This is a genomic window from Brevundimonas sp. (assembly GCF_051858995.1).
In the GTDB taxonomy this organism is placed as follows: domain Bacteria; phylum Pseudomonadota; class Alphaproteobacteria; order Caulobacterales; family Caulobacteraceae; genus Brevundimonas.
In genome coordinates, this window is the sequence record NZ_JBHYGN010000011.1 from 88,199 (window position 1) to 111,012 (window position 22,814).

The following is a 22,814-nucleotide window of genomic DNA, read 5'->3' on the forward strand; positions in this document are numbered from 1 at the left end:
CCCCGTTCGCGTCAGACGGCGAACGGGGGGAGCTTAGTCGGTCCCGCGTGGACGTAAAGTCGCACGCGTCTCACAGTCCTATTGCGGCGTGGTCAGGCGGCCCGGGTTGTAGATTTCCTCGCGGCCCGGCAGGCGGCTGGGCGGGGAGGCGACGTAGACGCCGTCCAGCTGGCCGTAGGTGGTGACGAAGCTGATCGTCCGGCCGCCGATGGCCTCGCCGCGGGTGGTCGGCGAGATACGGCCCGAGCGGTGGGCGCCCAGAACCGCGGCGCGGCCGAAGCCGCCGTTTTCCGGGAATTCGCTCTCGGCGCGGCAGTTGCGCAACGAGCCGTTCGGCTGAACCGTGCACAGCACCGCGGCCAGACCGGCCTCATAGTTTTCCGAGCGATTCGGGAAGCTGGGCGTCGGATAGCGATCCCAGCGCAGGCCGGTCAGGTTCTCGCCCGAGGGAGCGACATCGGTCGGGCTGGTCAGGTTCTGGCCGCAGGCCTGGAAGACGCGACCCACCGATTGCGACGAGGCCGGGATATCGACCACGTGACGACGGGCGCGGCCGTTCTCTTCAACCACGACCTCCAGACGGCCGCCATGGCTCAGCTGGGTGGCGATGCTGCGCGGCCAGACGGCGAAGGCCGAGGTGCTGTTGCGGCCCGAGACCCACTGCGACGTCTCGTCGGTCTGGCCATTGATGGTCCAGCCCAGAGTGCGGCGGCCCGAGCCTTCCGGCAGGCCCGACACCACGACGCTGAGGCGGTCGTTCACGCAGCGAACGGCGACGCCGAAATTCTGGAAGGTGACGGCGGCGATGCTGAGGTCGCGCGAGGCGTCCTGCCCGAAATCCCAGTCGTCCCCCGAATCCTGGGCCAGGGCCGGGACGGCCGCGAGCGTCAGGCACGCCATTCCGACCGTGCGCCAAAGCGACTTCCGGTTCATTGTGTACTCCCCAATTTTTATTGCCTCGGGCGGAGCTTAACTACGGGACCAAGGCGAAAAGGCGTCAGCCTTCAACCGGAGCTACCGTTTGTTCGATGGCCCCGAAGATCGAGTGATGCTTGTCGTCGAGCATCTCGATCCGGACGGTGTCGCCGTGCTTGAGGAAGCCGGTTTCCGGCTTGCCGCGCAGGATGGTCTCGACGGTGCGGACCTCGGCGATGCAGCTGTAGCCCAGACCGCCTTCGGCCACCGGCTTGCCGGGGCCTCCGTCTGCGTCGCGGTTCGAGACCGTGCCCGAGCCGATGACCGTGCCGGCGCACAGGGCGCGGGTCTTGGCCAGGTGGGCGATCAGGGTGCCGAAGTCGAAGGTCATGTCGACGCCGGCGTCAGCCTTGCCGAAGTCGGCGCCGTTTAGCTGGACCGACAGGGTTCCATGCAGCTTGCCGTCCCGCCAGCGGTCGCCCAGGGCGTCCGGGGTGACGAAGACCGGCGAAAGGGCGCTGGCCGGCTTGGACTGGACGAAGCCGAAGCCCTTGCCGAGCTCCGCCGGGATCAGGTTCCGCAGCGACACGTCATTGACAAGGCCGACCAGACGGATGTGGCCCAGCGCCTCTTCGCGGCTCACGCCCTGCGGCACGTCGCCGGTGACGACGACGATCTCGGCCTCCAGGTCACAGCCCCAGCTTTCGTCGGCCAGCGGGATCGAATCACGCGGGTCCAGGAAGCCGTCCGAGCCGCCCTGATACATCAGCGGGTCGGTCCAGAAGCTCTCCGGCATCTCGGCGCCGCGCGCCTTACGGACCAGTTCGACGTGGTTCACATAGGCCGAGCCGTCGGCCCACTGATAGGCGCGGGGCAGGGGGCTGGCGGCGTCGCGTTCATGGAAGCGGCCGCGCGGCACGCCACCGTGCTCCAGGCTTTCGGCCAGGGCGCGCAGGTCGGGCTCGACCCGGTCCCAGTTGTCCAGCGCCGCTTGCAGCGTGGGGGCGATCAGGAAGGCGTCGGTGAACCAGGCGAGATCGCTGGAGACGACGACGAGGCGGCCGTCACGGCCATGCTTGAGCGAGGCGAGTTTCATGCCGCACGCCTAACCCGTTTCCCGGCGCGGGGAAACCGGGCGCCGTGTCGGTGGCGGATCAACCGTGGCTGAGGGTGGGGCCGTTTCCGCCGGACAGTTCCGCCAGAGCGCCGCGCAAGGCGGCGGTGCGGGCGTCCCTGTGCCGCCAGTGCTCGTTGAAAGCCGCGACCGCCAGCCGCAGGGCGTTGGTCTGTTCGCGCACCGTCATCTCCTTGCGAGGCTCCGGGGCGGGGTGGTGTTGGTCGTGATCCGGCTTGGCGGGCTTGGCCGGGGCGGAAGGGGCGACATTGATGGTGATGTTGGCCGCCGCGGCGCCGACGCTGGAGGTCGGGCCGTGGCCGTCGTGGCCCTTGTCCTCGCCGTGCTTGTCCTCGGACTTGCCGTTACCGGGGCCGTGGCCGGCGTCGTGACCCTTGCCGTGATCGCCCTTGGGCTTGTCCGGCAGCTTGCCGTCCACGGCGCCGCGCAGGGCCGTGACGCAGGCGGCCAGACCCTCCTTGCCGCCCGAGAGGGACAGGGTCCTGCCGAGACGGGCGTCGACCACGTGGAGAAGGTGTTCGGCCCGGCCCTTCAGGGCGCTGTCGTCGGCCTTCATGGCGTCCTTGGCGGCGCCGTCGATGGCCTTCCAGATGGCGTCCGAGGCGTCGCCGCCCTTCGGCCCTGACTGGCCGCGCAGGAACCAGCCCAGCAGGGCCGCCGCCAGCAGCCCCAGAATCAGCGCGCCCCACAGCACCGGGTCGGCGCCGAAATAGATCGGCGCGTCGAGCGGGGCGTTGGCCGGATCGGCCGAGGCGAAGTCTGCGCCGTAGGACATGAAGGCTCCCGCTGAATGACCGAACGGCATTCTGCGCGGACAGCCCCGCTTGGCAACGGGAAAAGGTTAACGGTTTTGTGGAAACCGCCCGGATCAGGCGGGCGGGTGGATCAGGGCCTTGGCCTCGGCCCCTTCGCGGCCGCCGATCAGGCGCACCTCTACCTCGACGGCGATGGCGCCCTCGGGCTGGTGGGCCCAGAGGTAGCGGCGCTCGACCTCGACATCCCGGCCCGACGGCGCGACGCCCTCGAACGTGTCGCCCCAGGGCGTGACGGCCTTCATGTCCGGCCACGGCAGGGCGCAGGCGGCGTCCAGTTCCTCGATGGCCATTTCGGACAGTTCGTCATCGCTCACAGCCACCGGCGCACCTTCGATCGATAGGCGTCCCAGTCGGCGCCGAATTTGGCGAACAGATAGGCTTCTTCGCGCAGGACCACAAAGCGATCGACCATGACCATGCAGGGCAGCAGCAAGGCCAGGGCGATCAGGCTGTCCATCCACACGGCGGCGCCGGCGTAGATCAGGGCGAAGCCGACGTAGATCGGGTTGCGGCTGAAGCGGAAGACGCCGCCGGTCTCCAGCGCCACGGACTCCTTCCACGGCTCGGCGGGGGTGCCCTTGCGGCGGAAGCTTTCCATCGCCGCCCCGTCCAGCAGCAGGCCGCCGACGATCAGGGCGAAGGCGATGTAGCGGCGCACGTCCCATCCGGCGCCGAGGCCCGGGTCGGCGACGACGAAGGTCAGGCCCCAGCCCGCCAGCAGGAAGCCGACATAGATCAGGGGCGGGGGGAAGCGGACGGGGCCAGTGTTGGGGCCGGTCATACAGTCTGTCCCGAAGGCGCGGTGAATTCGGAGGCGGGGGCGTCGCCGGTGTTGATGACCTCGGACGGCTCGAAGATCATCACCTCGGCCTCCTCGTCGGCGGCGGTGCGATGCTCGACGCCGCGCGGGACGACGATGAACTGGCCGGAATCGAGGCTGACGATCCGGTCGCGGAACTCGACCCGGAAGCGGCCCTTCCAGACCAGGAACATCTCCTCGGCGTCGGCGTGGCTGTGCCAGGGGAAGACGCCCTGCACCTTCACCAGCCGAACGTCCTGCCCGTTCAACTGGGCGGCGATGCGGGGGCGCCAGTGGTCAGAGAAGGCGGCGAACTTTTCGGTCAGGTCGATGGCGGCGGTCATGGGCGCAGGGCCTCGTCGCCGTAGATGGCGACCCCGGCCGCGGAGCCGCTGGCGACCGCGCCGCGATACATGCCCGAGGTGTTCAGGGCGAAGGCCGGTGTCCCGTCGCGGCCCATGACGATGACGCCGCCGTCGCCGCCGATGGAGCCGACATCCGCGATCTCCGTATCGGCGGCGGCCTGGACGGTCGCGCCCTCGCGGGTGCTGACGCAGATATCCCGCGCCACCGTCGCGCGGATGAAATACTCGCCGGAGCCCGTGGCCGAGACCGCGCAGCCGTCGGCGTTGGACGCATAGGCGCCGGCGCCGATCACCGGCACGTCGCCGACGCGGCCCCAGCGTTTGGCGGTCATGCCGCCGGTGGAGGTGCCCGCCGCCAGACGGCCCTGCTGGTCCAGCGCCACCGCGCCGACGGTGCCGAATTTGCGCTCGTTCAGGGGCGGGGCGGGCAGGGTGTTTTCCGCCTGCGGGCCGGGTGCGCCGGCGGGGCGTGGCGGGATCGGCAGGTTCTGGGCGCGCAGGGCGGTTTCCAGACCGCGCCAGCGGCGCTCGGTGAAGAAGAAGCTCGGGTCCACCTGCTCCAGCCCGACCGAGGCGGCGAAGCGGTCGGCGCCGGGGCCGATCAGCATGACGTGCGGGGACTGCTCCATCACCGCGCGGGCGGCGGCGATGGGGTGGCGGGTGGTGGTCAGGCCGGCGACCGATCCGGCGTTCAGGGTGGAGCCGTCCATGACGGCGGCGTCCAGCTCATTGCGGCCCTCGGCGGTGAAGACCGCGCCGCGCCCGGCGTTGAACAGCGGGTCGTCCTCCATGATCTGGATTGCCGCCTGCACGGCGTCGAGCGCCGAGCCGCCGTTCGCGAGAATGGCCTGTCCGGCCTCCAGCGCGCGGTGCAGGGCGGCGCGATAGGCGGCGTCCTGTTCCGGCGTCAGGCTGTCGCGTTCGATGACGCCCGCGCCGCCGTGGATGGCGAGGGACCAGCGGGGCGACTCCTGCGCGAGGGCGGGGGCGGCGGTCAGGGCGAAGAGGGCCGCGAGGGCGAGGCGGAGACGGGTCATGGCCGCAGCGTCGGCGTTTCGCCGGTCTGACTCAAGAGGCGGTCGTCAGGTCAGCCACCGGGGGCGGGCGATCTCGTCGGCGGCGAGGCCGTAGAGGCGACGGCTCAGCATGGCCAGGGCGACCGAGCCGCCATGTGGCGCGGCCATCCAGGCGCAGCCCAGCAGGCGGTTCACTGACGGCGGGCGGTCGATCCAGCCGAACGGACGGTCCGGCAGCAGCAGGATGGGGCGCATCCGGCCATTGGGGCGGCGACGCCAGACGTCGCTGTGCAGGGCCGCGCGGGCGAAGGTCTCGTTCAGGGTGACCAGAACCTCGGGGTCCCATTCGGTGATCTGATCGAGGGTGACGATCCCCGTGTTGGCGTCGCCGACCGCGACATTGGTCCAGCCCGCGCCCTCCAGGACCTCGGTGGCCAGGGCGCCCCGGAAGCCGGTCTTCAGCCCGTCTGCGCCGCTGGCGTAATAGAAGCTCTGGCCCTCCGGAGAATGCCGCCAGTGGGTCAGCACCTTTTCGGCCTCCTCGGCCAGTTTCTCGCCCCGGCCGGAGGCCTCGAGCAACTGGCCGGCCTGCCTGAAGGCCTCGGGGATGCTGGTCAGCCGCCCATCGATCAGGGTCCACGGCACGTTCAGATCCGCCTCGGCGCGCGCTTCCCGGGCGACGTCCTCTGGCTCGGTGTCGCCGTAGTCCAGGATCAGTGCTGGCTTCAGGGCGAGAATGGCCTCGCGGCTCGCCTGTCGTCCGCGCCCGGACAGACCGCCGAGATCGGGCAGGGCCGAGCCTTCCGCCGGGAGACCGGCGAGACAGGCCGGATCGGGTTTGAGCGGCCATCCCGCCAGCCGTTCGCGGGCGACGGCCCAGATCAGCAGGGCCGCGGGCTGACCCGCGGCGACGACGTCGCGACGGATGCCGGGGGCGCGGGAGCAGGCTGAGGGGGCGACACCAAAAGCGGCTGCGAGAGCCAGGGCCCCACGACGGGTCAGCATGTCTTACTCAAACTCCTGCGACGTCCCGCTCGCCTCTCACACAGGGTTACGGCTTGTAAACCCCCACGCACGGTGGTCCTATCGCCCCTTCGTCAGGGGAAGGCGGGGCCGCAGAGGCGCGCCCACAACACAAACGGGCATCGCACCCCCGCAAGCCAAAGGGTAAGCATGAATATCGTTATCTTGCTGGGGGTGATCATCACTCTCGCCACGGGCATTCCCGTGCTTTTGCAGATCCTCAAGGGGCACCCGCGAGGGTTGATCATCTGCTTCTTCGCCGAGATGTGGGAACGCTTCTCGTTTTACGGCATGCGCGGCCTGCTGATTTTCTACCTGACCCAGCATTTCCTCTTCCCCGACGCCCAGGCGTCCGGCCAGTACGGCACCTACGGCTCGCTGGTGTACCTGCTGCCGCTGATCGGCGGCATCGTCGCTGACCGCTACATCGGCACCCGCAAGGCGATCATGTTCGGCGCCATCCTGCTGGTCATGGGCCACGGCCTGATGGCCTTCGAAGGCAGCCCGGCCCGTCAGGTCGTCAACGCCGGCGGCGAATCCTACGCCGTTCAGATGGTGGAGCGCGGCGATCAGAAGGTCGGCCAAGTCGTCGTCAACGGCCAGGGTTATGACTACACCGCCACCCCGGATGGCCACATCACCGTCGCCAACGCGCCCGCCGGCACCCCGCTGGCCACCGCCGCTCCGGGCGAGCTGCAGGTGTCGGTCGTCAAGTCGTCGGGTGAGAACTGGTTCTTCCTAGCCCTGTCGCTGATCATCATGGGCGTCGGCTTCCTGAAGCCGAACATCTCGACCCTGGTCGGCCAGTTGTATCCGCAAGGCGATCCGCGCCGGGATTCGGGCTTCACCCTGTACTACTACGGCATCAACCTGGGGGCCTTCTGGGCCGCCGTGCTGTGCGGTTACCTCGGCCAGAACTTCGGCTGGGGCTGGGGCTTCGGCCTCGCCGGCATCGGCATGGCGCTGGGTCTGGTCGTCTTCTGGCTGGGCAAGCCCCTGCTGCAAGGCAAGGGCGAGAGCCCCTATCCGGAGCTGATCAAAAAGCCGGTCGCCGGTTTCCTGAACCGCGAGACCATCATCTACCTGCTGGCCTTCGTCGGCGTCGGCGCCCTGTACTTCATCGTGCCGAACCACGCCCTGGTGGGGCAGGGCCTGCTGCTGTCGACCATCGCGGCGCTGGGCTTCATCACCTGGTTCATCATCTTCAAGATCGGCAAGGACAAGGTCGCCCGCGAGCGGATGATGCTGGCCATGGTGCTGATCTTCGGTTCGGCGGTGTTCTTCACCCTGTTCGAACAGGCCGGTTCGTCGCTGAACCTGTTCGCTGACCGGAACGTCGACCTGTCGCTGACCGCCGCCGCCGGCACCCTGCTCGGCATTCCGTACGGCACCCCGGCCCAGCTGGCCGCCGCCGGAGTCTCGACCTCGGGCCTGTGGATCGACACCTCGATCACCGCCGCCCAGACCCAGTCGTTCAACGCGGGCTACATCCTGATCTTCGCCCCGGTGTTCGCGGCCCTGTGGGCCTTCCTGGGCAAGCGCCGGATGGACCCGAACCCGGTGGTCAAGTTCGGCCTCGGCATCATCCAGGTCGGCCTCGGCTTCCTGGTCGTGGTGTGGGGCGCCAACTCGGGCATGGTGGACGACGCCTTCCGCACCCCGCTGGTGCTGCTGGGCCTGCTCTACATGCTGCACACGACCGGTGAGCTGTTCCTGTCGCCGGTGGGCCTGTCCGAAATCACCAAACTGTCGGTCCCCTCGATCGTCAGCTTCATGATGGCGGTGTGGTTCATGGCCTCGTCGATCGCCCACTTCATCGGGGGTGAGATCGCCAAGCGCGCCGGCACCGAGACCGTCGGCGGTCAGGTGACCAATCCCGAGGCCGCTCTGCAGACCTCGCTGGACACCTTCCAGACCATCGGCCTGTGGGGCGTCGGCATCGGCGTCGCCTTCATCCTGATCAGCTTCGTGATCTCGAAGTGGTCGAACGGCGTGAACGAGCCGGGCAACCACCCGGGACCGTCGCTGTCGGATGCGGGCCGTGAAGACGGCAACGTCGCCAATCCCTCGGCCACCACGACCGGCTGAGCGGCGAGCGATCGCTGACATGGAAAGGGCGGAGCCGGGAGGCTCCGCCCTTTTTCTTTGTGCGCTATCGCTCGGGACGCGGTCCCTCGCTGCTTGAGCGCGGATCGGGACGGAGCTTGTCGCGGGCGCCCCTCCACCACGCTGCGCGTGGTCCCCCTCCCCCAAGGGGGAGGAACTGAGTTCGCGCTCAAGCAGCGAGCCGCCGCGCGACGAGCGGTAGCGCTCTAAAAAGTCTTCCTCACCTGGAAGAAGAGCCAGGGGCTCATCCTCGTGCTGCGGGTCTCGCGGGTGGTCACCGGGGCGACGTCGCGGGGGCCGCTGTGGAGCTCGCGGGTGTAGCCCTGGGCCTGGTTGGTGGCGTTGCCCAGATCGATCCGCAGGGTCAGGTCGGAGCGCGGCTTCCACTGGCCGTAGATCGTCACGAAGGGATCGGTGCGCAGGGCGCGGATCTCGCGGACCCTGAAGATGCGGCCCTTGTCGACGTTGCAGCCGTGATCGACGCCATAGGACCAGCGTCCGTCCATCAGGTCCTGATTGAAGTTGACCCCGCAGCCGAAGGCCTGGTTGCCCTGGAAGCGCCGTTCCTCGCCGGTGACGGGATCGGTGACGCTGGTCTGGGACCAGCTGCCCCGCGCCTGCAGGCGGGCGTTGGACAGGCCCAGACGGTCCATCGGCAGGGTCAGGCGCAGCTGCAGCCAGTTGGACGTCCCGTCGCCGATATTGCCCACGCCGTCGAAGCCGCCGGCCAGCGGGATGACATCGACCACGTCCTCGACCTGGGAATGTTGCAGGGTGACGTCGAACACGCCCTCACCCCAGAAACGACGCTCGTAGAAGGCCTCGAACAGGGTCTCCTTGGACGGTTCCAGATCGGGGTTGCCGCCCTCGACCTGACCGATGTCGATATCGGCCGACGCGACAAAGTCCTCAAAGTCCAGCTGGCCTACCAGCCGCTCGACGCGGAAGCGGAACTGATGGCCCGCCCACGGGGTCCAGGTCGCCTGGATGCGGGGCTTGGGATAGACGAAGGACTTGCTGGCGTCGCTGTCGCCCGACTGGCTGATCTCGGACACCTCGACCCGCAGGCCGAACTCCAGGGTGAAGCTCGGGCTCGGCCGCCAGGTGGCCTGACCGAAGACCTCGCCGCGCAACTCCTCGACCCGCACCGAGGCGGAGGGCAGGGGAACCGGCACGCCGTTCTCGGCATAGGTCGTGGCGCTGTCGAGGAAGTTCCACGCCACCTCGCCGCCGGTCTCGACGGCCCAGTGCTCATTGGGGCGATGACGCAATTCGAGGCGGGCGATGGACTCCCCGGCTGTGTCGTCCGAGGTGAAGGTCGAGCTGTCGCCGCCGCTGGTGGAGACGCCCGTATAGTCGTCGGTCTCGTAGCGTTGCAGGCCGGTGAGCTCCAGCGCCGTGCGCGGACCCAGATCGCGGGCCCAACTGAGGCCCAGCTCGCCGTTGAGCGAGTCCGATTCCTCGTCGTTGAAGCTGTCGGTTCCGGCGCCGGACAGGATGCGGACCTGCTGCGAATTCTCGTTGCCGTTCCAGCCCAGCAGGCCGTTCACGCGCAGGCGGCCACCCGCCAGACGCCGCTGCACGGCGCCGGTGGCGCGCACGTTGCGGAAGCGGTCCCACAGCTCCAGATCGGCGTCCTGGATCAGGTTGCCCGCCGGGTCGTAGCGGCGGCGATAGCCGTCGCTGGTGCCGTCGGTGCGGTCGGTGGTGGCGCTGATCGAGGCCTCGATCTGGTTGTCGCCCTCGCGCCGCGCATAGCGGGCGGCGACCAGCGGCCCGATGTAGCCGTCGGGATAGGTGTAGGCGTTCAGTTCCAGCACCCGCTCGGTGGTCACGGTGCGGACCAGCACGATGTTGGCGACGACCGGATGGCCTTGCATGTCGATGCCGGGCGCGCCGCCGCGGATCAGCTCGATGCGCGCCACCCCGGCGGCCGAGATGCGGCGCAGGACGGCCTCCAGATCATCCGTCTTGGTCGAGGGCGCCTGGCCGTCGATCAGGACATTGCCCGAGGCGCCGGCGAGGCCGCGCGTGCCGCTGTCGCCCGAATCGAAGGCGAAGCCGGGCAGGCGCGCGATCATGTCCAGGGCGGTGTCGGGACGGCTGTCGGCGAAGAAGACCGGCTCGAAGACCAGCACGCCGCGTTGGGTCGCATCGACCTCGGGGGCGGAGCGCGTGGGACCGGTGGGGCGGGGCGACTGGGCCACGCTCTCGGGCGCCGCAGGCGTGGTCTGGGCGAGGGTCGGAGACGCCAGGACGGACATCGCAACGCCCGCCATCCAGAAAGCCTTACGCATGACATCTCCCCTTGTCGTTGCGTGGTGTGCCCGCGAACGCTGTTCGGCTCCAGTTACAAGCGGGACAGGTCTGTTAATCGCCCTCGTCTGGTGTCCCCCGGGGAGGGGGCGGCGGAGGGTAAGGGACCTCCGCCGCCGTCGAATTCCGGCCCTTCCGGGGGCGTTGAGGCCGGAACCGATCTCAGAACGTCTTGCGCAGCCGGATCTGGTAGAAGGTGCGCGGGTCGATCTCCTTGGTCTCGACGTAGTCGATGGGCCGGGTGGTGCGGTTGCCGTAGGCGATCCGCTCCTGATCGAAATTGTCCCACAGGTTGACCTGGGCGCGGATCGAGAGGGTCGGGGTCGGCTTGTACTCGGCCCACAGCTCGAAATAGTCGCGGCCACGCCAGCTGAAGCGCTGGTCCGGGTCGAAGCTGGTCTGGCCCAGCAGCGGGATCCAGGCGCCGCCCCACTGCAGCTTCCACGACGTGATGTCCTGGGCGACCGTGAAGGTGGCCTGCGAGGCGCGGACGCTCGAGATCGGGCGGCGCTCGCCGGTGGTCGGGTCGGTGACCTCGGTCTTGTTCCAGGTGTTGCGGAAGCCGAGGCGGCCGCCGCTGAAGCCCGCCCAGTCCATCGGGACCAGAACGTTCAGCGCCAGCTGATCCAGCGTGCCGTCGCCGATGTTGCCGACCGCCGACAGACCGTCGTCCAGCGGGATGGCGTCGATGGCGTCGACGATCTCGTCATGGCGCAGGCCGATGCTGACGATGCCGTCGCCCAGGAAGCGGCGCTCGTAGGTCAGCTCGCTGATCCAGCGCTGCTCCGGCTCAAGATCGATGTTGCCGCCGAAGACGTTCTCGTCCTCCAGATCCGCCGAGGCGGCGAAGTCGCTGAAGTCCAGCTGGCCGACTTCCCGTTCGAAACGCAGGCGGACCTGGTTGTTGGGCATGGGCGTCCAGGTCGCCAGCAGGCGGGGCTTGGCGAAGTAGAAGCTCTTCTCCTGATCGGCGTCGCCCGACTGGGTGATGGTCGAGGCCTCCATGCGCAGGCCCCCCTCGACCGTCAGGTCGTCACGCAGCCGCCAGGTGCCCTTGCCGAAGATCTCGCCGCGCGTCTCCTCGACCGTGACCGAGGCGGAGGGCAGGGGGACCGGGGTCCCGCCGATGCTGAACGACTGCTCGGTCTCCAGCATGTTGTAGGCGACCTCGCCGCCGAACTCCCACGTCAGCTTCGGCGTCTGCTCGAAGCGGAACAGGCCGCGCAGGATGGTCTCGGACGACTCGCCGTCGGATTCGAAGCGCTGCTCGGGGCTGTCCACGCCCGACAGGCGGGTGCGATTGGTCGAGACGCCGGTGAACTCGCTGAACTCGTGGATGAAGCGGGTCTCCAGCCGCAGGCGGTCGCTCAGCGGGCGGGTGTAGACCGCGCCGAACTCGCCGCTGTTGCCGTCTTCCGCGTAGCGGCTCTCGCGGCGCACGGTGGGCGAGGTCTGCAGGTTGATGTTGGCGTAGTCATTGACGCCGTAGCGGGCGGTCAGGTCGATCTTGCCGCCCAGGAAGGGCGTGGCGAAGTTCACCCGGGCCGACTGACCGCCGCCCTTCTGGTCGTTGAAGAAGTCCTCGTTGCGGATGACGGCGCCTGCGCCGTCGCGGCGGACGACCGGGCCGGTGCCGTTCGAGTCACTCATCGACAGGCCGTCGCTGAGGGTGAAGCCCCAGGTGCGTTCCCCGTCCTTGGCGGTGAACTGGACCGAGCCGCCGTAGACGTCCTGACCGTTCTCGAACAGCACGGCGTTGCCGGTGACGATGGTCTGGCGGCTGGACTGCTCGCGGGTGATCACGTTCACCACGACCGAGAAGCCCTGCATGTCGATGCCCGGGGCGCCGCCGCGGATCAGCTCGATCCGTTCGACGTTCGCGGCCAGGGTGCGGCCCAGAACGCTGGAGCCGGTGTCGTTCTTGGAGGCCGGGCGCGAGCCGTTGACCAGGACGTTGCCGACCGAGCCTTCGAAGCCGCGGCTGCCGTCGCCGTCCGAGACGCTGAAGCCGGGGACCCGGTTGACCATGTCCAGGGCGGTGGTTGGGCGCTGGTCGGCGAAGAAGTCGGGATTGAAGACCAGCACGCCCTGCTGGCCTGCCTCGGCCTGAACAGGCGGGGGGGCGGGCGGCGAGGTCGGAGGCGTTTGGGCCGCGGCCGCGCCGGCGGTCATAAACAGCGCCGTCGTCGCCAGCAGAATGGTTCTGGTCATTGCGAAACTCCCCTCGTCATGTGACGAGAGGTGTGACCGGATGGTTCGCCTGTCTCCAGTTACAAGACCGACAGGTGGATTAAATCGGCGACAGCATTACAGGGCTGTCATCTTCGTGTTCTGATCTTGTCTCGACTATACTGTGATCACTCAAGTTAAATGGGCTCGTCCGTGAAATCCGTCGCTGTCTTCGCTTCGATCCTCCTGGCGTTTGCTCCGGCCGCCTCGCCGGTACTGGCCCAGACTCCGCCCAATGCGGCGGCGCAGGACGCTATCGAACTGGATGAGGTCGTGGTGCTGGCTCGCCGGTCGGGCGCGCCGATGTGGACGATCACCCGGGGCGACTCGACCCTGATCCTGGTCGGCTCGATCCGCGCCATTCCGCGCGACGTCACCTGGCGTCCGGATGCGCTGGAGCAGGCCACGGCCAAGGCGGATCTGATCCTGTTGCCGCAGGAAGGCCGGGCGTCCTTCAGCGACATCCTGCGCGTCATCTGGCGCGCGCGGACCATCGGGCGGATGCCGCAGGGCCAGACCACGGCGGACTATCTGTCGCCTGAGTATCAGGCGCGGCTCGAGGCCCTGATGGCGGGCGAGCGCAGCCAGACCTGGCGCGGCCAGAGCCTGTTGTTCACCAGCATCGACCTGATGCAGGACAAGGCGGGCTTCGGCGCCGGGCGGGACGCGCCGGACGCGGTGGACGTGGTGCGTCGCGCGGGCCGTCGCGCCCGCATCGACATGCGCCCGGTCGGCACGGTGCGGGGCGACGAGCTGGTCGACAGCCTGATCAATGCGCCGCAGACCGTCCACGTTCGCTGCGCCGAGCGCGCCATCGCCGCCGCCGAGGCGGGGCCGGAATCATCCCGCGACCGGGCCATCGACTGGCGCGCCTTCCGCGTGCCGGACGTCGTCAACTCGCCGATCGAACAGGCGCTGAATGTCTGCTGGCCGTGGGGCGACCCCGACCTGGCGCCGCAACTGCACCAGCAATGGGCGGCGGCGGTGGAGACGGCGATGATCTCGCCCGGCACGACCATGGGCGTGGCCCCGATCCGCCTGCTGGCCGAAGAGGGCGGCGTTCTGGACAGCCTCGTCGCCCGTGGGTTCGAGGTGGTCGGGCCGGAGTGGAAGTGAGGGGGAGGGCGTAGAAATCAGGAGTTAGGAATTAGGCGGGAGCGTTCTCCCTAATTCCTACGCCCCAAGCCCTAATTCCTGCCTCAGACCGCCGTCCCGCCCACCGTCAGGCCGCCGATCTTGAGCGAGGGCTGGCCGATGCCGACGGGGACGCCCTGGCCGGCCTTGCCGCAGACGCCGACGCCGGGGTCGAAGGCGAAGTCGTCGCCGATCATCTGCACCTGCGTCAGGGCCGTGGCGCCGTCGCCGATCAGGGTGGCGCCGCGCACCGGGGCGGTGATCTTGCCGTCCTCGATGAGGTAGGCCTCGGTGCACTGGAAGACGAACTTGCCGTTGGTGATATCGACCTGGCCGCCGCCGAAGTTCGCGGCGTAGAGGCCGCGCTTGGTCGAGGCGATCATGTCGGCCTTCGAATCCTTGCCGCCTTCCATGAAGGTGTTGGTCATGCGCGGCATGGGCATGTGGGCGAAGGACTGACGACGGCCGTTGCCGGTGGCCTTGGCGCCCAGCTGGCGGGCCGACAGGCGGTCGTGCATCAGCCCGACCATGATGCCGTCCTCGATGAGGACGGTGCGGTTGGTGGGCGTGCCCTCGTCGTCGATGGTCAGGGAGCCGCGACGACCGGCGATGGAGCCGTCATCGACCACGGTCACGCCCGGCGCGGCGACGCGCTTGCCCATCATGCCGGTGAAGACCGACGAGCCCTTACGGTGGAAGTCGCCCTCGAAGCCGTGGCCGATGGCCTCGTGCAGCAGCACGCCGGGCCAGCCGGCGCCGAGGACCACGTCCATTTCGCCCGCGGGGCAGTCGACGGCCTCAAGGTTCACCAGCGCCTGGCGCAGGGCTTCATCGACCTGACCCTGCCAGCGGTCGGGGGCGATCCATTCCTCGAAGCCCGCGCGGCCGCCGGCGCCGGAGGAGGCGCTCTCGCGGCGACCGTCCTTCTCCACGGTGACGGAGACGTTCAGGCGCACCAGCGGGCGCATGTCGCGCATCTGGCGGCCGTCGCCACGCAGGATCTCGATCTGGCGGTGCTCGCCGACCAGCGAGGCCGAGACCTGCACCACGCGCGGATCACGGGCGCGGGCCCAGGCGTCGATTTCGGCCAGCAGGGCGATCTTGTCGGAGAACGCGGGCGAGGCGAGGGGATCGACCTCGTCATAGAGCTTGCGATTGGTCGCCCGCGGGGCTTGGGCGGCGACGCCCGCATAGCCGGACTTGGCCAGGGCGGCGCTGTCGGCGGCGCGGCGGAGGGCGGGGCCGCTGATCTCGTTGGCGTGGGCGTATCCGGCGGTCTCGCCGGCGACGACGCGCAGGCCGAAGCCTTCGGCGGCGTCATAGGCCGCGGACTTCAGGCGGCCGTCGTCGAAAACGAGCGACTCCGATTCGGATCGCTCGAGGAACAGTTCGCCGTCGTCGGCTCCGGTCAGGGCGTCCTGAAGGATCGAGAGGGCTTCGTCGGCGCCGACCTCGGCGCTGTCGAGGATGGCGGGCGGGGAAACGGGGACGGTCATGGGCCTTAAGTAGGGGCTGACCGTCCCCGCGTCACCATGGCTCAGTCCATCTCGACTTCACCCCAGCCGGTGATGACCTGGTTCACCTGGGCCGGGTTGCGGGTCAGGCGGACATCGCCCCGGCCCGAGATGTCGATGTCGGCGCGCTCGGTCGGTCCGACGCGAACGTCGCCCCGGCCCGGAACGGCCACGGTCGCCCGCGCCACGATCAGCCGGTCCAGCTCCGCATCGCCGTCGCCGTTCACCGTCACGGAGACGGCGTCGGTCCGGCCCTCAACCTCGACCCCGGCCTCACCCTGAAGGGTCAGAGTCAGGTCAGGCTGGTCGTAGTCGCGGATCCGCAGCAGACCGTTGTCGCCCATTTCGAAGGTCTTCACCGACGGGGCGGTGACGACGATCTTCAGGGCCTCGGATTCGCTCCACACGCGGATGCCGCTGCCGGTCCACCGGACGTAGCCGCGGTCGGGGCGGTCATCGCGGGTCATGGTCAGGCGACCCTCGGTGAACCGGATGCTGTCGACGATATCCTTGGGACCGGTGATCCGCACGCTGGCCTGATCGCCCTGCACATAGGTGACGTCGCCGGGCACATCGATGGACAGGCTGTCGCCGCCGGTCCAGGCGATGTCGCGGGTGACGTCCGGCTGGACCTCGCCGCGCTCGAGCCGGAAGCTGTTGTCGCCGGGAGAGTCGTCGGTGACGACCCAGGTCCAGTCGTGATTCCGGATGTCGTTGCCGACCATGGCGGCGGCGCCGCCGAGACCGGCGATGGCGAGGATGAAGCCGACGCCGGTGATGACGAGAAGATTGCGCATCATGTCAGGTTCCTCCCTCAGGCCTGGTAAGCGGGTTGCGGCTCAAGCGCCGGCTTCAGCACGCGGTAGTGCAGGCGTGCGTACCAGACGGTGGCGTCGATCAGCCATTTGGTCAGGATCGCCATCAGGCCGCCCATGAAGAGGCCCAGGCCCATCAGGCCCACGCCGAGCAGCACTCCGGCGATCGGTCCGCCCGGCCCGCCCACGAAGGGCACGACCACGGCGATGATGCCGCCGGTGACGAAGACGATGATTCCCGTGACGAGGAAGGCCAGAACCGTGCCGAAGATCGGCAGGACCAGCGGCAGGATGATGATGATGTCCAGCGCGCCCAGCCCCAGCAGGCCGAAGACGGCGCCGGCGGCGGCCGAAGGGTTCTGCTCCTGTGACCAGCGACGGGCTCCGGCCTCGGCGCGCAGTTCGCGGGCCAGACGGGAGGGGTCGCCCAGCGCCGCGGCGATTTCGGCCTCGCTACGCCCGGCGGCGGCGCCGTCGGTGAAGTGCAGGTCGTAGTCAGCGGCGATCTCGGCGGCGGTGGACATCGGAAGGCCCACCAGCCCCTGTCTCAACCGGGCCATGAATTCGGCGCGGGTCATTGTTCAGCTCCCTGTTCAGCGGATTCGGCGGCGGGTTGGCCCGCATCGTCGAGAAGGGTCTCGACCGCGCGGACGAAGCCTCGCCACTCGGACCGCTGGGCCTCGAGGGCCCGACGACCGGCATCGGTCAGACGATAGTATTTGCGGGACGGGCCCGAGGGCGATTCGACCAGATAGGTCTCGACCTGGCCGTCGGACTGCATCCGCCGCATCAGCGGGTAGATGGTCCCCTCGCCCATATCGATGGCGTCCGAGAGGGTGGACGCGATCTCATAGGCATAGCTCTCGCGGCGGTTCAGCAGGGCGAGGACGCACAGCGTCAGCACCCCCTTCTTCAACTGGATCTCTATGGTTTCAGGCACATCAACGTCTCCTGTGATGTTTGATGGGGTACTGCAAGGTATCTTGCGGCGCAAGGTAGCTGGCGAAACATGACTGCGATTTAATCCGACGCCCGATGGTCGCGGATTTGTCGGGACGCTTGGCAAGCGGGGGAGGGGGCGATATGGACCGCCCGAAGTCTCGCCGTGACCAACGCGTCCGCGGCGTCTGTTTGCGATTCACTCGCAAATGATTGCGAAGAAACGGTTTTATGAGGATGTCTCGCATGGGGATGGGCACGCGGGCCCGGGCGCTGATCGGCGGTGGTCTCACCGCTCTCGGCCTGGCCGTTTTCAGCGCCACGCCGGCCTTGGCTTCGGGAAGTGACCGGATGGGTCAACCGACGCCGGGCGGTATTGGCCTGCAGCCGGCGGCCTCGCCGCTGAAGGTGGAGGCGCACGTCTTCCACGACTTCATCCTGCTGCCGATCATCACCCTGATCGTGGTCCTGGTGCTGGGTCTGCTGGTCTGGATCGTCATCCGCTACAACAAGAAGTCCAACCCGGTTCCCGCCAAGTGGAGCCACAACACCCTGATCGAGGTCATCTGGACCGTCGTACCGGTGCTGATCCTGGTGGGCATCTCGCTGTTCTCGTTCCGCCTGCTGTTCGCCTACCACGACATGCCGACGCCGGACCTGACCATCAAGGCGACCGGCAACCAGTGGAACTGGGCCTACGAATATCCGGACCAGGGCATCGCCGAGTACGTCTCGAACATGCTGCCGGAAGAAGAGATCGCCCGTCGCGGCATGTCGCACGACCTGTACCGCCTGGCCGCTGACGAGCCGATCGTCGTGCCGGTCGGCAAGACCGTCCGCGTTCTGGTCACCGCCGCTGACGTGATCCACGCCTTCGCCCTGCCGGCCTTCGGTCTGAAGATCGACGCCGTCCCGGGCCGTGTGAACGAGACCTGGTTCCGCGCTGACCGCACCGGCGTCTTCTACGGCCAGTGCTCTGAACTGTGCGGCGTCGACCACGCCTTCATGCCGATCGAGATCCACGTCGTCAGCCAGGCCGAGTTCGAAGCCTGGGTCGCCTCCAAGGGCGGCTCGATGACGCCGAAGACGGCGGCTGAAGCTCCGGGCGGCACCGTCGCCCAGGCCGCCGCCGGCACCACCGGCGCCCCCACCGTCGCTGACGGCGCTGTCGCCGTTCCCGCTCCCGCCGCGCCCGCCGCGGCCACGCCGGCCCCGGTCGCGGCTCCCGCCGCCCCGGCCGCCCACTAACGATACGCGAGAGCCCCAAAGACATGGCCACCGCAGCCGAAAATCTCGCCCACGACCACGACGGGCATCACGACCACAAGCCGGGTTTCTTCACCCGCTGGTTCCTGTCGACCAACCACAAGGACATCGGAACCCTGTACCTGATCTTCGCCATCATGGCGGGGATCGTGGGCGGCGCCCTGTCCGGCCTGATCCGTCTCGAACTGGCCGCCCCGGGCATCCAGTATTTCGTGCCGGGCGGCCTGATCGAGCAACTGGGCCTCGTTGAAGCGTCCAAGCACGGCTACAACGTCACCGTCACGGCCCACGCCCTGATCATGATCTTCTTCATGGTCATGCCCGCCATGATCGGCGGCTTCGGCAACTGGTTCGTTCCGATCATGATCGGCGCGCCGGACATGGCCTTCCCGCGCATGAACAACATCTCGTTCTGGCTGCTGGTCGCCGCCTGGGTGCTGCTGTGCGCCTCGCTGTTCGTCGACGGCGGACCGGGCCAGGGCTTCGGCGGCGGCTGGACGATCTATCCGCCGCTCTCGACCTCGGGTCACACCGGACCGGCGATGGATCTGGCGATCTTCTCGCTGCACGTCGCGGGCGCCTCGTCGATCCTCGGCGCGATCAACTTCATCACCACCATCTTCAACATGCGCGCGCCGGGCATGACCCTGCACCGCATGCCGCTGTTCGCCTGGTCGGTGCTGATCACCGCCTTCCTGCTGCTGCTGTCGCTGCCGGTTCTGGCGGGCGCCATCACCATGCTGCTGGCTGACCGCAACTTCGGCACCAGCTTCTTCAATCCGGCCGGCGGCGGCGACCCCGTCATGTTCCAGCACCTGTTCTGGTTCTTCGGCCACCCCGAGGTGTACATCCTGATCCTGCCGGGCTTCGGCATCATCTCGCACATCGTCTCGACCTTCTCGAAGAAGCCCGTCTTCGGCTACCTCGCCATGGCCTACGCCATGGTCGCCATCGGCTTCATCGGCTTCATCGTGTGGGCGCACCACATGTATACCGTCGGCATGTCGGTGAACCTGCGCGCCTACTTCGTGGCCGCGACCATGATCATCGCGGTGCCCACCGGCGTTAAGATCTTCTCGTGGATCGCGACGATGTGGGGCGGGTCGATCAGCTTCAAGACGCCCATGCTGTGGGCCATCGGCTTCATCTTCCTGTTCACCGTCGGCGGCGTGACCGGCGTGGTCCTGTCGAACGCCGGCATCGACTACAGCCTGCACGACACCTACTACGTCGTGGCCCACTTCCACTATGTGCTGTCGCTGGGCGCCGTCTTCGCCATCTTCGCCGGGTTCTACTACTGGTTCGAGAAGATGTTCGGCGTGAAGTACAACGAGTTCCTGGGCTGCCTGCACTTCTGGATCATGTTCGTGGGCGTGAACCTGGTGTTCTTCCCGCAGCACTTCCTCGGTCTGCAGGGCATGCCGCGCCGCTACATCGACTATCCGGACGCCTACACCCTGTGGAACCACGTCTCGTCGATCGGCTACCTGATCACGGTCATCGGCGTCGCCGTCTTCCTGGTGATGCTGCTGGAAGCCGCGATTCGTCGTCGCAAGGGTGAAGCCAACCCGTGGGGCGAAGGCGCCACGACGCTGGAATGGACCCTGTCCTCGCCGCCTCCGCACCACCAGTTCAACGAACTGCCGGTGGTCAAGAGCGACGACCACTAAGACCGGCCTGGCCGGACAGTAATCGGGGGCCGCTCCTTCACAGGGGCGGCCCTCAACCGTTAAGAAGCCCGATGACCGAACCCGCAGCCCCGTCCGCCATCTCCACGGCCCAGCCGGAAGACTTCTTCCAGCTGCTCAAGCCGCGCGTGATGTCGCTGGTCATCTTCACCGCCGTCACCGGCCTGATCGTGGCCGGAGGGCGTCTGGACTGGATTTCGTCGGCCATCGCCGTGCTGTGCATCGCCGTCGGCGCGGGCGCGGCGGGCGCCCTGAACATGGCGCTGGAAGGCGAGACGGACGCTCTGATGCGCCGCACACGCGGCCGCCCCGTCGCCGCCGGTCGCGTCCGCAAGAACGACGCCATGGCCTTCGGGGTCATCCTGTCGATCTTCTCGGTCATGCTGCTGGGCATGGCGACCAACTGGCTGGCGGGCGGCCTGCTGCTGCTGACCATCCTCTACTACGCCGTCTTCTACACCCTGCTGCTCAAGCGCCGGACGCCCCAGAACATCGTCATCGGCGGCGCGGCGGGCGCCCTGCCGCCGGTGATCGGCTGGGCGGCGGCGACCGGTTCGGCGCCGTGGCAGGCCTGGCTGCTGTTCCTGATCATCTTCCTGTGGACCCCGCCGCACAGCTGGGCCCTGGCCCTGTATTCGGCGGGCGACTACGCCAAGGCGGGCATTCCGATGATGCCGGTGGCCCGGGGCGCCAAGAGCACCCGGCTGCAAATCCTGATCTACACCCTGATCTTCCTGCCCGCGGCCATCGCGCCGGGCTTCACCGGCATGGGCGGGCTGATCTACCGCATCGTCTCCATCGTCGGCGGGCTGGGCTTCCTGCTGCTGGCCGTGCGCCTGTGGCGCTCGCGCGCGGGCGACCAGCCCGACAAGGCCGAGGCCGTGGGGCGAGAGGCCGCATTGTACGACGTCCGCGCCGAGGCCAAACCGGCGCGCAATCTCTTCGCCTTCTCGATCCTGTATCTGATGGCTCTGTTCGCGGCCCTTCTGGTCGAGAGCCTAACCCCGGGACTGTAAGCCCATGCGTCGTCTGACCCCCGAAGAACTCACCGCCCGCAAGAAGCGCAACCTGGCCATCGCCGGGGCGCTGGTCGCCTTCATCGTCCTGGTGTTCGGCGTCACCGTCCTGAACCTGAAGCGCAACCTCGACGCCCGCGAGGCGGCCCTGGCCGCCGGCCAGCCGGTCGGGTACGCCCAATGAAGATGTCGCGGAACGCCGTCGCCATCGCCTGCGTGCTGGGCGTGATGGGCATGACCGGCGCCTCGTTCGCGGCGGTGCCCCTGTACCGGATGTTCTGTCAGGTGACCGGCTTCGACGGCACGGTCAAAAAGGCCGACAAGGCCCCGGACGTGCAACTGGACGAGACGGTTCTGGTCCGCTTCGACACCAATGTCCGCGACCTGCCGATGACCTTCCGGGCCGAGCAGGTCAGCCAGCGCGTCCGCATCGGTGAAACCGGCGTCGCCTTCTTCGACGTGACCAACACCTCGGACAAGCCGATCAGCGCCAAGGCCGCCTACAACGTCGTGCCGGAGCGGGCCGGACCCTATTTCCAGAAGCTGCAGTGCTTCTGCTTCGACGAGCAGATCATCCAGCCCGGCCAGACGATGAAATTCCCGGTCCAGTACTTCGTGGCCCCGGAAATGGCGACGGATCGCGAGAGCCGGGGCGTGACCGAAATCACCCTCAGCTACACCTTCTATCCGACCGCCAGCTTCCAGCAGGCCGCAAACGGCGCCCAAACTACGCCGCAAGGCTCTGGCGCGGCTGGATAACGGCGGCTATAGCCTGCCTCAATACGACTCTCGACCGTTCAAGAGATACAGATGGCCGACGCCCACGCGACCCCGCATCACGACTATCACCTGGTCAACCCGAGCCCCTGGCCGCTGGTGTCCTCGATCGCCGTCACGATCATGATGATCGGCGCGGTCGTCTGGATGAAGGGTCTGGTTCCGGCGGACTCCGGCGCTGTCGCCGGCGCCCTGCTGGCCAAGGGCGACAAGGCCCTGTTCTTCGCCGGTCTGGCGGGCGTGCTGCTGGCCGCCGGCTGCTGGTGGGCCGACGTGGTCAAGGAAAGCCGCGCCGGTGATCACACCCCGGTCGTCCAGATCGGCCTGCGCTACGGCATGCTGCTGTTCATCGCTTCGGAAGTGATGTTCTTCGCCGGCTTCTTCTGGATGTTCTTCGAGATGACGCTCTTCAACGAAGCGCGCGCTCACATTCCGGAAATCGGCACCTGGGCCGACACCGCCAAGGCCTGGTCGACCTGGCCGCCGAAGGGCATCGAGACCCTGGACGCCTGGCAGCTGCCCCTGCTGAACACCATCATCCTGCTGCTGTCGGGCACGACCGTGACCTGGGCTCACCACGCCATCGCGCAGGGTGACCGCAAGGCCACCAAGATCGGCCTGGGCATCACCATCGCTCTCGGCGTGCTGTTCACCGCCGTTCAGGCCTACGAATATCACCACATCATCCACGAGAACCTGTTCTTCAACGACGAGGCCATCAACTCGGGCCTGTACGGTTCGATCTTCTTCATGGCGACGGGCTTCCACGGCTTCCACGTCCTGATCGGCACCCTGTTCCTGATCGTCTGCCTGCTGCGTCTGCTGGCCGGTCAGTTCACCGCCGAGAAGCATTTCGGCTTCGAAGCCGCCGCCTGGTACTGGCACTTCGTCGACGTGGTGTGGCTGTTCCTGTTCGCCTTCGTCTACGTCGTCTTCGGTTGATCCC

General features: G+C 68.1%; 22 protein-coding genes. 8 read left to right on the forward strand and 14 right to left on the reverse strand.

Annotated features, from left to right (window positions below):
* Window positions 1–78 precede the first annotated feature (78 nt).
* The 8 genes from ACTIEF_RS12705 to ACTIEF_RS12740 all read right to left on the reverse strand — a co-directional run bounded on the left by ACTIEF_RS12705 (window position 79) and on the right by ACTIEF_RS12740 (window position 6,050).
* Entirely contained in the window at window positions 79–933 is an 855-nt protein-coding gene (locus tag ACTIEF_RS12705) for a hypothetical protein (protein WP_439472507.1), read from the reverse strand.
* 64 nt (window positions 934–997) lie between these two features.
* Entirely contained in the window at window positions 998–2,011 is a 1,014-nt protein-coding gene (locus ACTIEF_RS12710) for a fumarylacetoacetate hydrolase family protein (RefSeq protein WP_439472508.1), read from the reverse strand.
* A gap of 58 nt (window positions 2,012–2,069) precedes the next feature.
* Window positions 2,070–2,825, reverse strand: a complete 756-nt coding sequence (locus ACTIEF_RS12715; RefSeq protein WP_439472509.1) for a hypothetical protein — start codon at window positions 2,823–2,825, stop codon at window positions 2,070–2,072.
* A 93-nt stretch (window positions 2,826–2,918) separates the two neighbouring features.
* On the reverse strand, window positions 2,919–3,155 hold the full coding sequence (locus tag ACTIEF_RS12720) for a hypothetical protein (RefSeq protein ID WP_439472674.1): 237 nt from the start codon (window positions 3,153–3,155) through the stop codon (window positions 2,919–2,921).
* 20 nt (window positions 3,156–3,175) lie between these two features.
* Entirely contained in the window at window positions 3,176–3,646 is a 471-nt protein-coding gene (locus tag ACTIEF_RS12725) for a methyltransferase family protein (RefSeq protein WP_439472510.1), read from the reverse strand.
* The gene (locus ACTIEF_RS12730; protein WP_439472511.1) at window positions 3,643–4,008 is read right to left on the reverse strand and encodes a cupin domain-containing protein; all 366 of its coding nucleotides are present in this window, start codon (window positions 4,006–4,008) and stop codon (window positions 3,643–3,645) included. The genes ACTIEF_RS12725 and ACTIEF_RS12730 overlap by 4 nt, the downstream gene beginning before the upstream one ends.
* A complete protein-coding gene (locus ACTIEF_RS12735; protein WP_439472512.1) occupies window positions 4,005–5,066 on the reverse strand; it encodes an isoaspartyl peptidase/L-asparaginase family protein in 1,062 nt (353 codons plus the stop codon). Before ACTIEF_RS12735 ends, ACTIEF_RS12730 begins: the two co-directional genes overlap by 4 nt.
* A 45-nt stretch (window positions 5,067–5,111) precedes the next feature.
* Window positions 5,112–6,050, reverse strand: a complete 939-nt coding sequence (locus tag ACTIEF_RS12740; protein ID WP_439472513.1) for a hypothetical protein — start codon at window positions 6,048–6,050, stop codon at window positions 5,112–5,114.
* A 168-nt stretch (window positions 6,051–6,218) separates the two neighbouring features.
* Between ACTIEF_RS12740 and ACTIEF_RS12745 the strand changes: the two genes are divergently transcribed.
* The gene (locus tag ACTIEF_RS12745) at window positions 6,219–8,156 is read left to right on the forward strand and encodes a peptide MFS transporter (RefSeq protein ID WP_439472514.1); all 1,938 of its coding nucleotides are present in this window, start codon (window positions 6,219–6,221) and stop codon (window positions 8,154–8,156) included.
* Window positions 8,157–8,380: 224 nt separating this feature from the next.
* Here ACTIEF_RS12745 and ACTIEF_RS12750 read toward each other — a convergent pair whose 3' ends face one another.
* Together ACTIEF_RS12750 and ACTIEF_RS12755 are read right to left on the reverse strand one after the other, a co-directional pair.
* Complete coding sequence (locus ACTIEF_RS12750; protein WP_439472515.1) at window positions 8,381–10,471, reverse strand: TonB-dependent receptor plug domain-containing protein; 2,091 nt, start codon at window positions 10,469–10,471, stop codon at window positions 8,381–8,383.
* Between the two features lie 181 nt (window positions 10,472–10,652).
* Window positions 10,653–12,701 carry a TonB-dependent receptor plug domain-containing protein gene (locus tag ACTIEF_RS12755; RefSeq protein ID WP_439472516.1) on the reverse strand — a complete coding sequence of 683 codons (2,049 nt, stop codon included), beginning with the start codon at window positions 12,699–12,701 and terminating at the stop codon, window positions 10,653–10,655.
* Window positions 12,702–12,872: 171 nt separating this feature from the next.
* Between ACTIEF_RS12755 and ACTIEF_RS12760 the strand changes: the two genes are divergently transcribed.
* On the forward strand, window positions 12,873–13,835 hold the full coding sequence (locus ACTIEF_RS12760; RefSeq protein WP_439472517.1) for a TraB/GumN family protein: 963 nt from the start codon (window positions 12,873–12,875) through the stop codon (window positions 13,833–13,835).
* Window positions 13,836–13,918: 83 nt separating this feature from the next.
* On the opposite strand, the gene tldD is transcribed toward ACTIEF_RS12760, so the two are convergent.
* The 4 genes from tldD to ACTIEF_RS12780 are packed head-to-tail and all read right to left on the reverse strand — an operon-like array spanning window position 13,919 to window position 17,122.
* Window positions 13,919–15,349 carry a metalloprotease TldD gene (gene tldD, locus ACTIEF_RS12765; RefSeq protein WP_439472518.1) on the reverse strand — a complete coding sequence of 477 codons (1,431 nt, stop codon included), beginning with the start codon at window positions 15,347–15,349 and terminating at the stop codon, window positions 13,919–13,921.
* A gap of 41 nt (window positions 15,350–15,390) precedes the next feature.
* A complete protein-coding gene (locus ACTIEF_RS12770; protein WP_439472519.1) occupies window positions 15,391–16,167 on the reverse strand; it encodes a GIN domain-containing protein in 777 nt (258 codons plus the stop codon).
* A gap of 14 nt (window positions 16,168–16,181) precedes the next feature.
* A complete protein-coding gene (locus ACTIEF_RS12775; RefSeq protein WP_439472520.1) occupies window positions 16,182–16,760 on the reverse strand; it encodes a DUF1700 domain-containing protein in 579 nt (192 codons plus the stop codon).
* Window positions 16,757–17,122: a PadR family transcriptional regulator gene (locus tag ACTIEF_RS12780; RefSeq protein WP_439472521.1), complete on the reverse strand. Its 366-nt coding sequence runs from the start codon at window positions 17,120–17,122 to the stop codon at window positions 16,757–16,759. Before ACTIEF_RS12780 ends, ACTIEF_RS12775 begins: the two co-directional genes overlap by 4 nt.
* Window positions 17,123–17,367: 245 nt before the next feature.
* Between ACTIEF_RS12780 and coxB the strand changes: the two genes are divergently transcribed.
* The 6 genes from coxB to ACTIEF_RS12810 all read left to right on the forward strand — a co-directional run bounded on the left by coxB (window position 17,368) and on the right by ACTIEF_RS12810 (window position 22,810).
* Window positions 17,368–18,369: a cytochrome c oxidase subunit II gene (gene coxB / locus ACTIEF_RS12785; protein WP_439472522.1), complete on the forward strand. Its 1,002-nt coding sequence runs from the start codon at window positions 17,368–17,370 to the stop codon at window positions 18,367–18,369.
* 23 nt (window positions 18,370–18,392) lie between these two features.
* Window positions 18,393–20,057, forward strand: a complete 1,665-nt coding sequence (gene ctaD, locus ACTIEF_RS12790) for a cytochrome c oxidase subunit I (protein WP_439472523.1) — start codon at window positions 18,393–18,395, stop codon at window positions 20,055–20,057.
* A gap of 71 nt (window positions 20,058–20,128) precedes the next feature.
* Window positions 20,129–21,091 carry a heme o synthase gene (locus ACTIEF_RS12795; protein ID WP_439472524.1) on the forward strand — a complete coding sequence of 321 codons (963 nt, stop codon included), beginning with the start codon at window positions 20,129–20,131 and terminating at the stop codon, window positions 21,089–21,091.
* Window positions 21,092–21,095: 4 nt separating this feature from the next.
* Window positions 21,096–21,275, forward strand: a complete 180-nt coding sequence (locus ACTIEF_RS12800; protein ID WP_439472525.1) for a hypothetical protein — start codon at window positions 21,096–21,098, stop codon at window positions 21,273–21,275.
* Window positions 21,272–21,850 carry a cytochrome c oxidase assembly protein gene (locus tag ACTIEF_RS12805; protein ID WP_439472526.1) on the forward strand — a complete coding sequence of 193 codons (579 nt, stop codon included), beginning with the start codon at window positions 21,272–21,274 and terminating at the stop codon, window positions 21,848–21,850. The genes ACTIEF_RS12800 and ACTIEF_RS12805 overlap by 4 nt, the downstream gene beginning before the upstream one ends.
* Window positions 21,851–21,901: 51 nt before the next feature.
* Window positions 21,902–22,810, forward strand: a complete 909-nt coding sequence (locus tag ACTIEF_RS12810; RefSeq protein WP_439472527.1) for a cytochrome c oxidase subunit 3 — start codon at window positions 21,902–21,904, stop codon at window positions 22,808–22,810.
* Window positions 22,811–22,814 lie beyond the last annotated feature (4 nt).

Bases quoted from the DNA above. Each gene is read 5' to 3' on its own strand.
- ACTIEF_RS12735 (WP_439472512.1), bottom strand. From the start codon at position 5,066: ATGACCCGTCTCCGCCTCGCCCTCGCGGCCCTCTTCGCCCTGACCGCC.
- ACTIEF_RS12710 (WP_439472508.1), bottom strand. From the start codon at position 2,011: ATGAAACTCGCCTCGCTCAAGCATGGCCGTGACGGCCGCCTCGTCGTC.
- ACTIEF_RS12730 (WP_439472511.1), bottom strand. From the start codon at position 4,008: ATGACCGCCGCCATCGACCTGACCGAAAAGTTCGCCGCCTTCTCTGAC.
- ACTIEF_RS12755 (WP_439472516.1), bottom strand. From the start codon at position 12,701: ATGACCAGAACCATTCTGCTGGCGACGACGGCGCTGTTTATGACCGCC.
- ACTIEF_RS12795 (WP_439472524.1), top strand. From the start codon at position 20,129: ATGACCGAACCCGCAGCCCCGTCCGCCATCTCCACGGCCCAGCCGGAA.
- ctaD (WP_439472523.1), top strand. From the start codon at position 18,393: ATGGCCACCGCAGCCGAAAATCTCGCCCACGACCACGACGGGCATCAC.
- ACTIEF_RS12705 (WP_439472507.1), bottom strand. From the start codon at position 933: ATGAACCGGAAGTCGCTTTGGCGCACGGTCGGAATGGCGTGCCTGACG.
- ACTIEF_RS12810 (WP_439472527.1), top strand. From the start codon at position 21,902: ATGGCCGACGCCCACGCGACCCCGCATCACGACTATCACCTGGTCAAC.
- ACTIEF_RS12720 (WP_439472674.1), bottom strand. From the start codon at position 3,155: ATGGCCATCGAGGAACTGGACGCCGCCTGCGCCCTGCCGTGGCCGGAC.
- ACTIEF_RS12715 (WP_439472509.1), bottom strand. From the start codon at position 2,825: ATGTCCTACGGCGCAGACTTCGCCTCGGCCGATCCGGCCAACGCCCCG.
- tldD (WP_439472518.1), bottom strand. From the start codon at position 15,349: ATGACCGTCCCCGTTTCCCCGCCCGCCATCCTCGACAGCGCCGAGGTC.
- ACTIEF_RS12740 (WP_439472513.1), bottom strand. From the start codon at position 6,050: ATGCTGACCCGTCGTGGGGCCCTGGCTCTCGCAGCCGCTTTTGGTGTC.
- ACTIEF_RS12725 (WP_439472510.1), bottom strand. From the start codon at position 3,646: ATGACCGGCCCCAACACTGGCCCCGTCCGCTTCCCCCCGCCCCTGATC.
- ACTIEF_RS12745 (WP_439472514.1), top strand. From the start codon at position 6,219: ATGAATATCGTTATCTTGCTGGGGGTGATCATCACTCTCGCCACGGGC.
- ACTIEF_RS12750 (WP_439472515.1), bottom strand. From the start codon at position 10,471: ATGCGTAAGGCTTTCTGGATGGCGGGCGTTGCGATGTCCGTCCTGGCG.
- coxB (WP_439472522.1), top strand. From the start codon at position 17,368: ATGGGGATGGGCACGCGGGCCCGGGCGCTGATCGGCGGTGGTCTCACC.
- ACTIEF_RS12800 (WP_439472525.1), top strand. From the start codon at position 21,096: ATGCGTCGTCTGACCCCCGAAGAACTCACCGCCCGCAAGAAGCGCAAC.
- ACTIEF_RS12805 (WP_439472526.1), top strand. From the start codon at position 21,272: ATGAAGATGTCGCGGAACGCCGTCGCCATCGCCTGCGTGCTGGGCGTG.
- ACTIEF_RS12775 (WP_439472520.1), bottom strand. From the start codon at position 16,760: ATGACCCGCGCCGAATTCATGGCCCGGTTGAGACAGGGGCTGGTGGGC.
- ACTIEF_RS12770 (WP_439472519.1), bottom strand. From the start codon at position 16,167: ATGATGCGCAATCTTCTCGTCATCACCGGCGTCGGCTTCATCCTCGCC.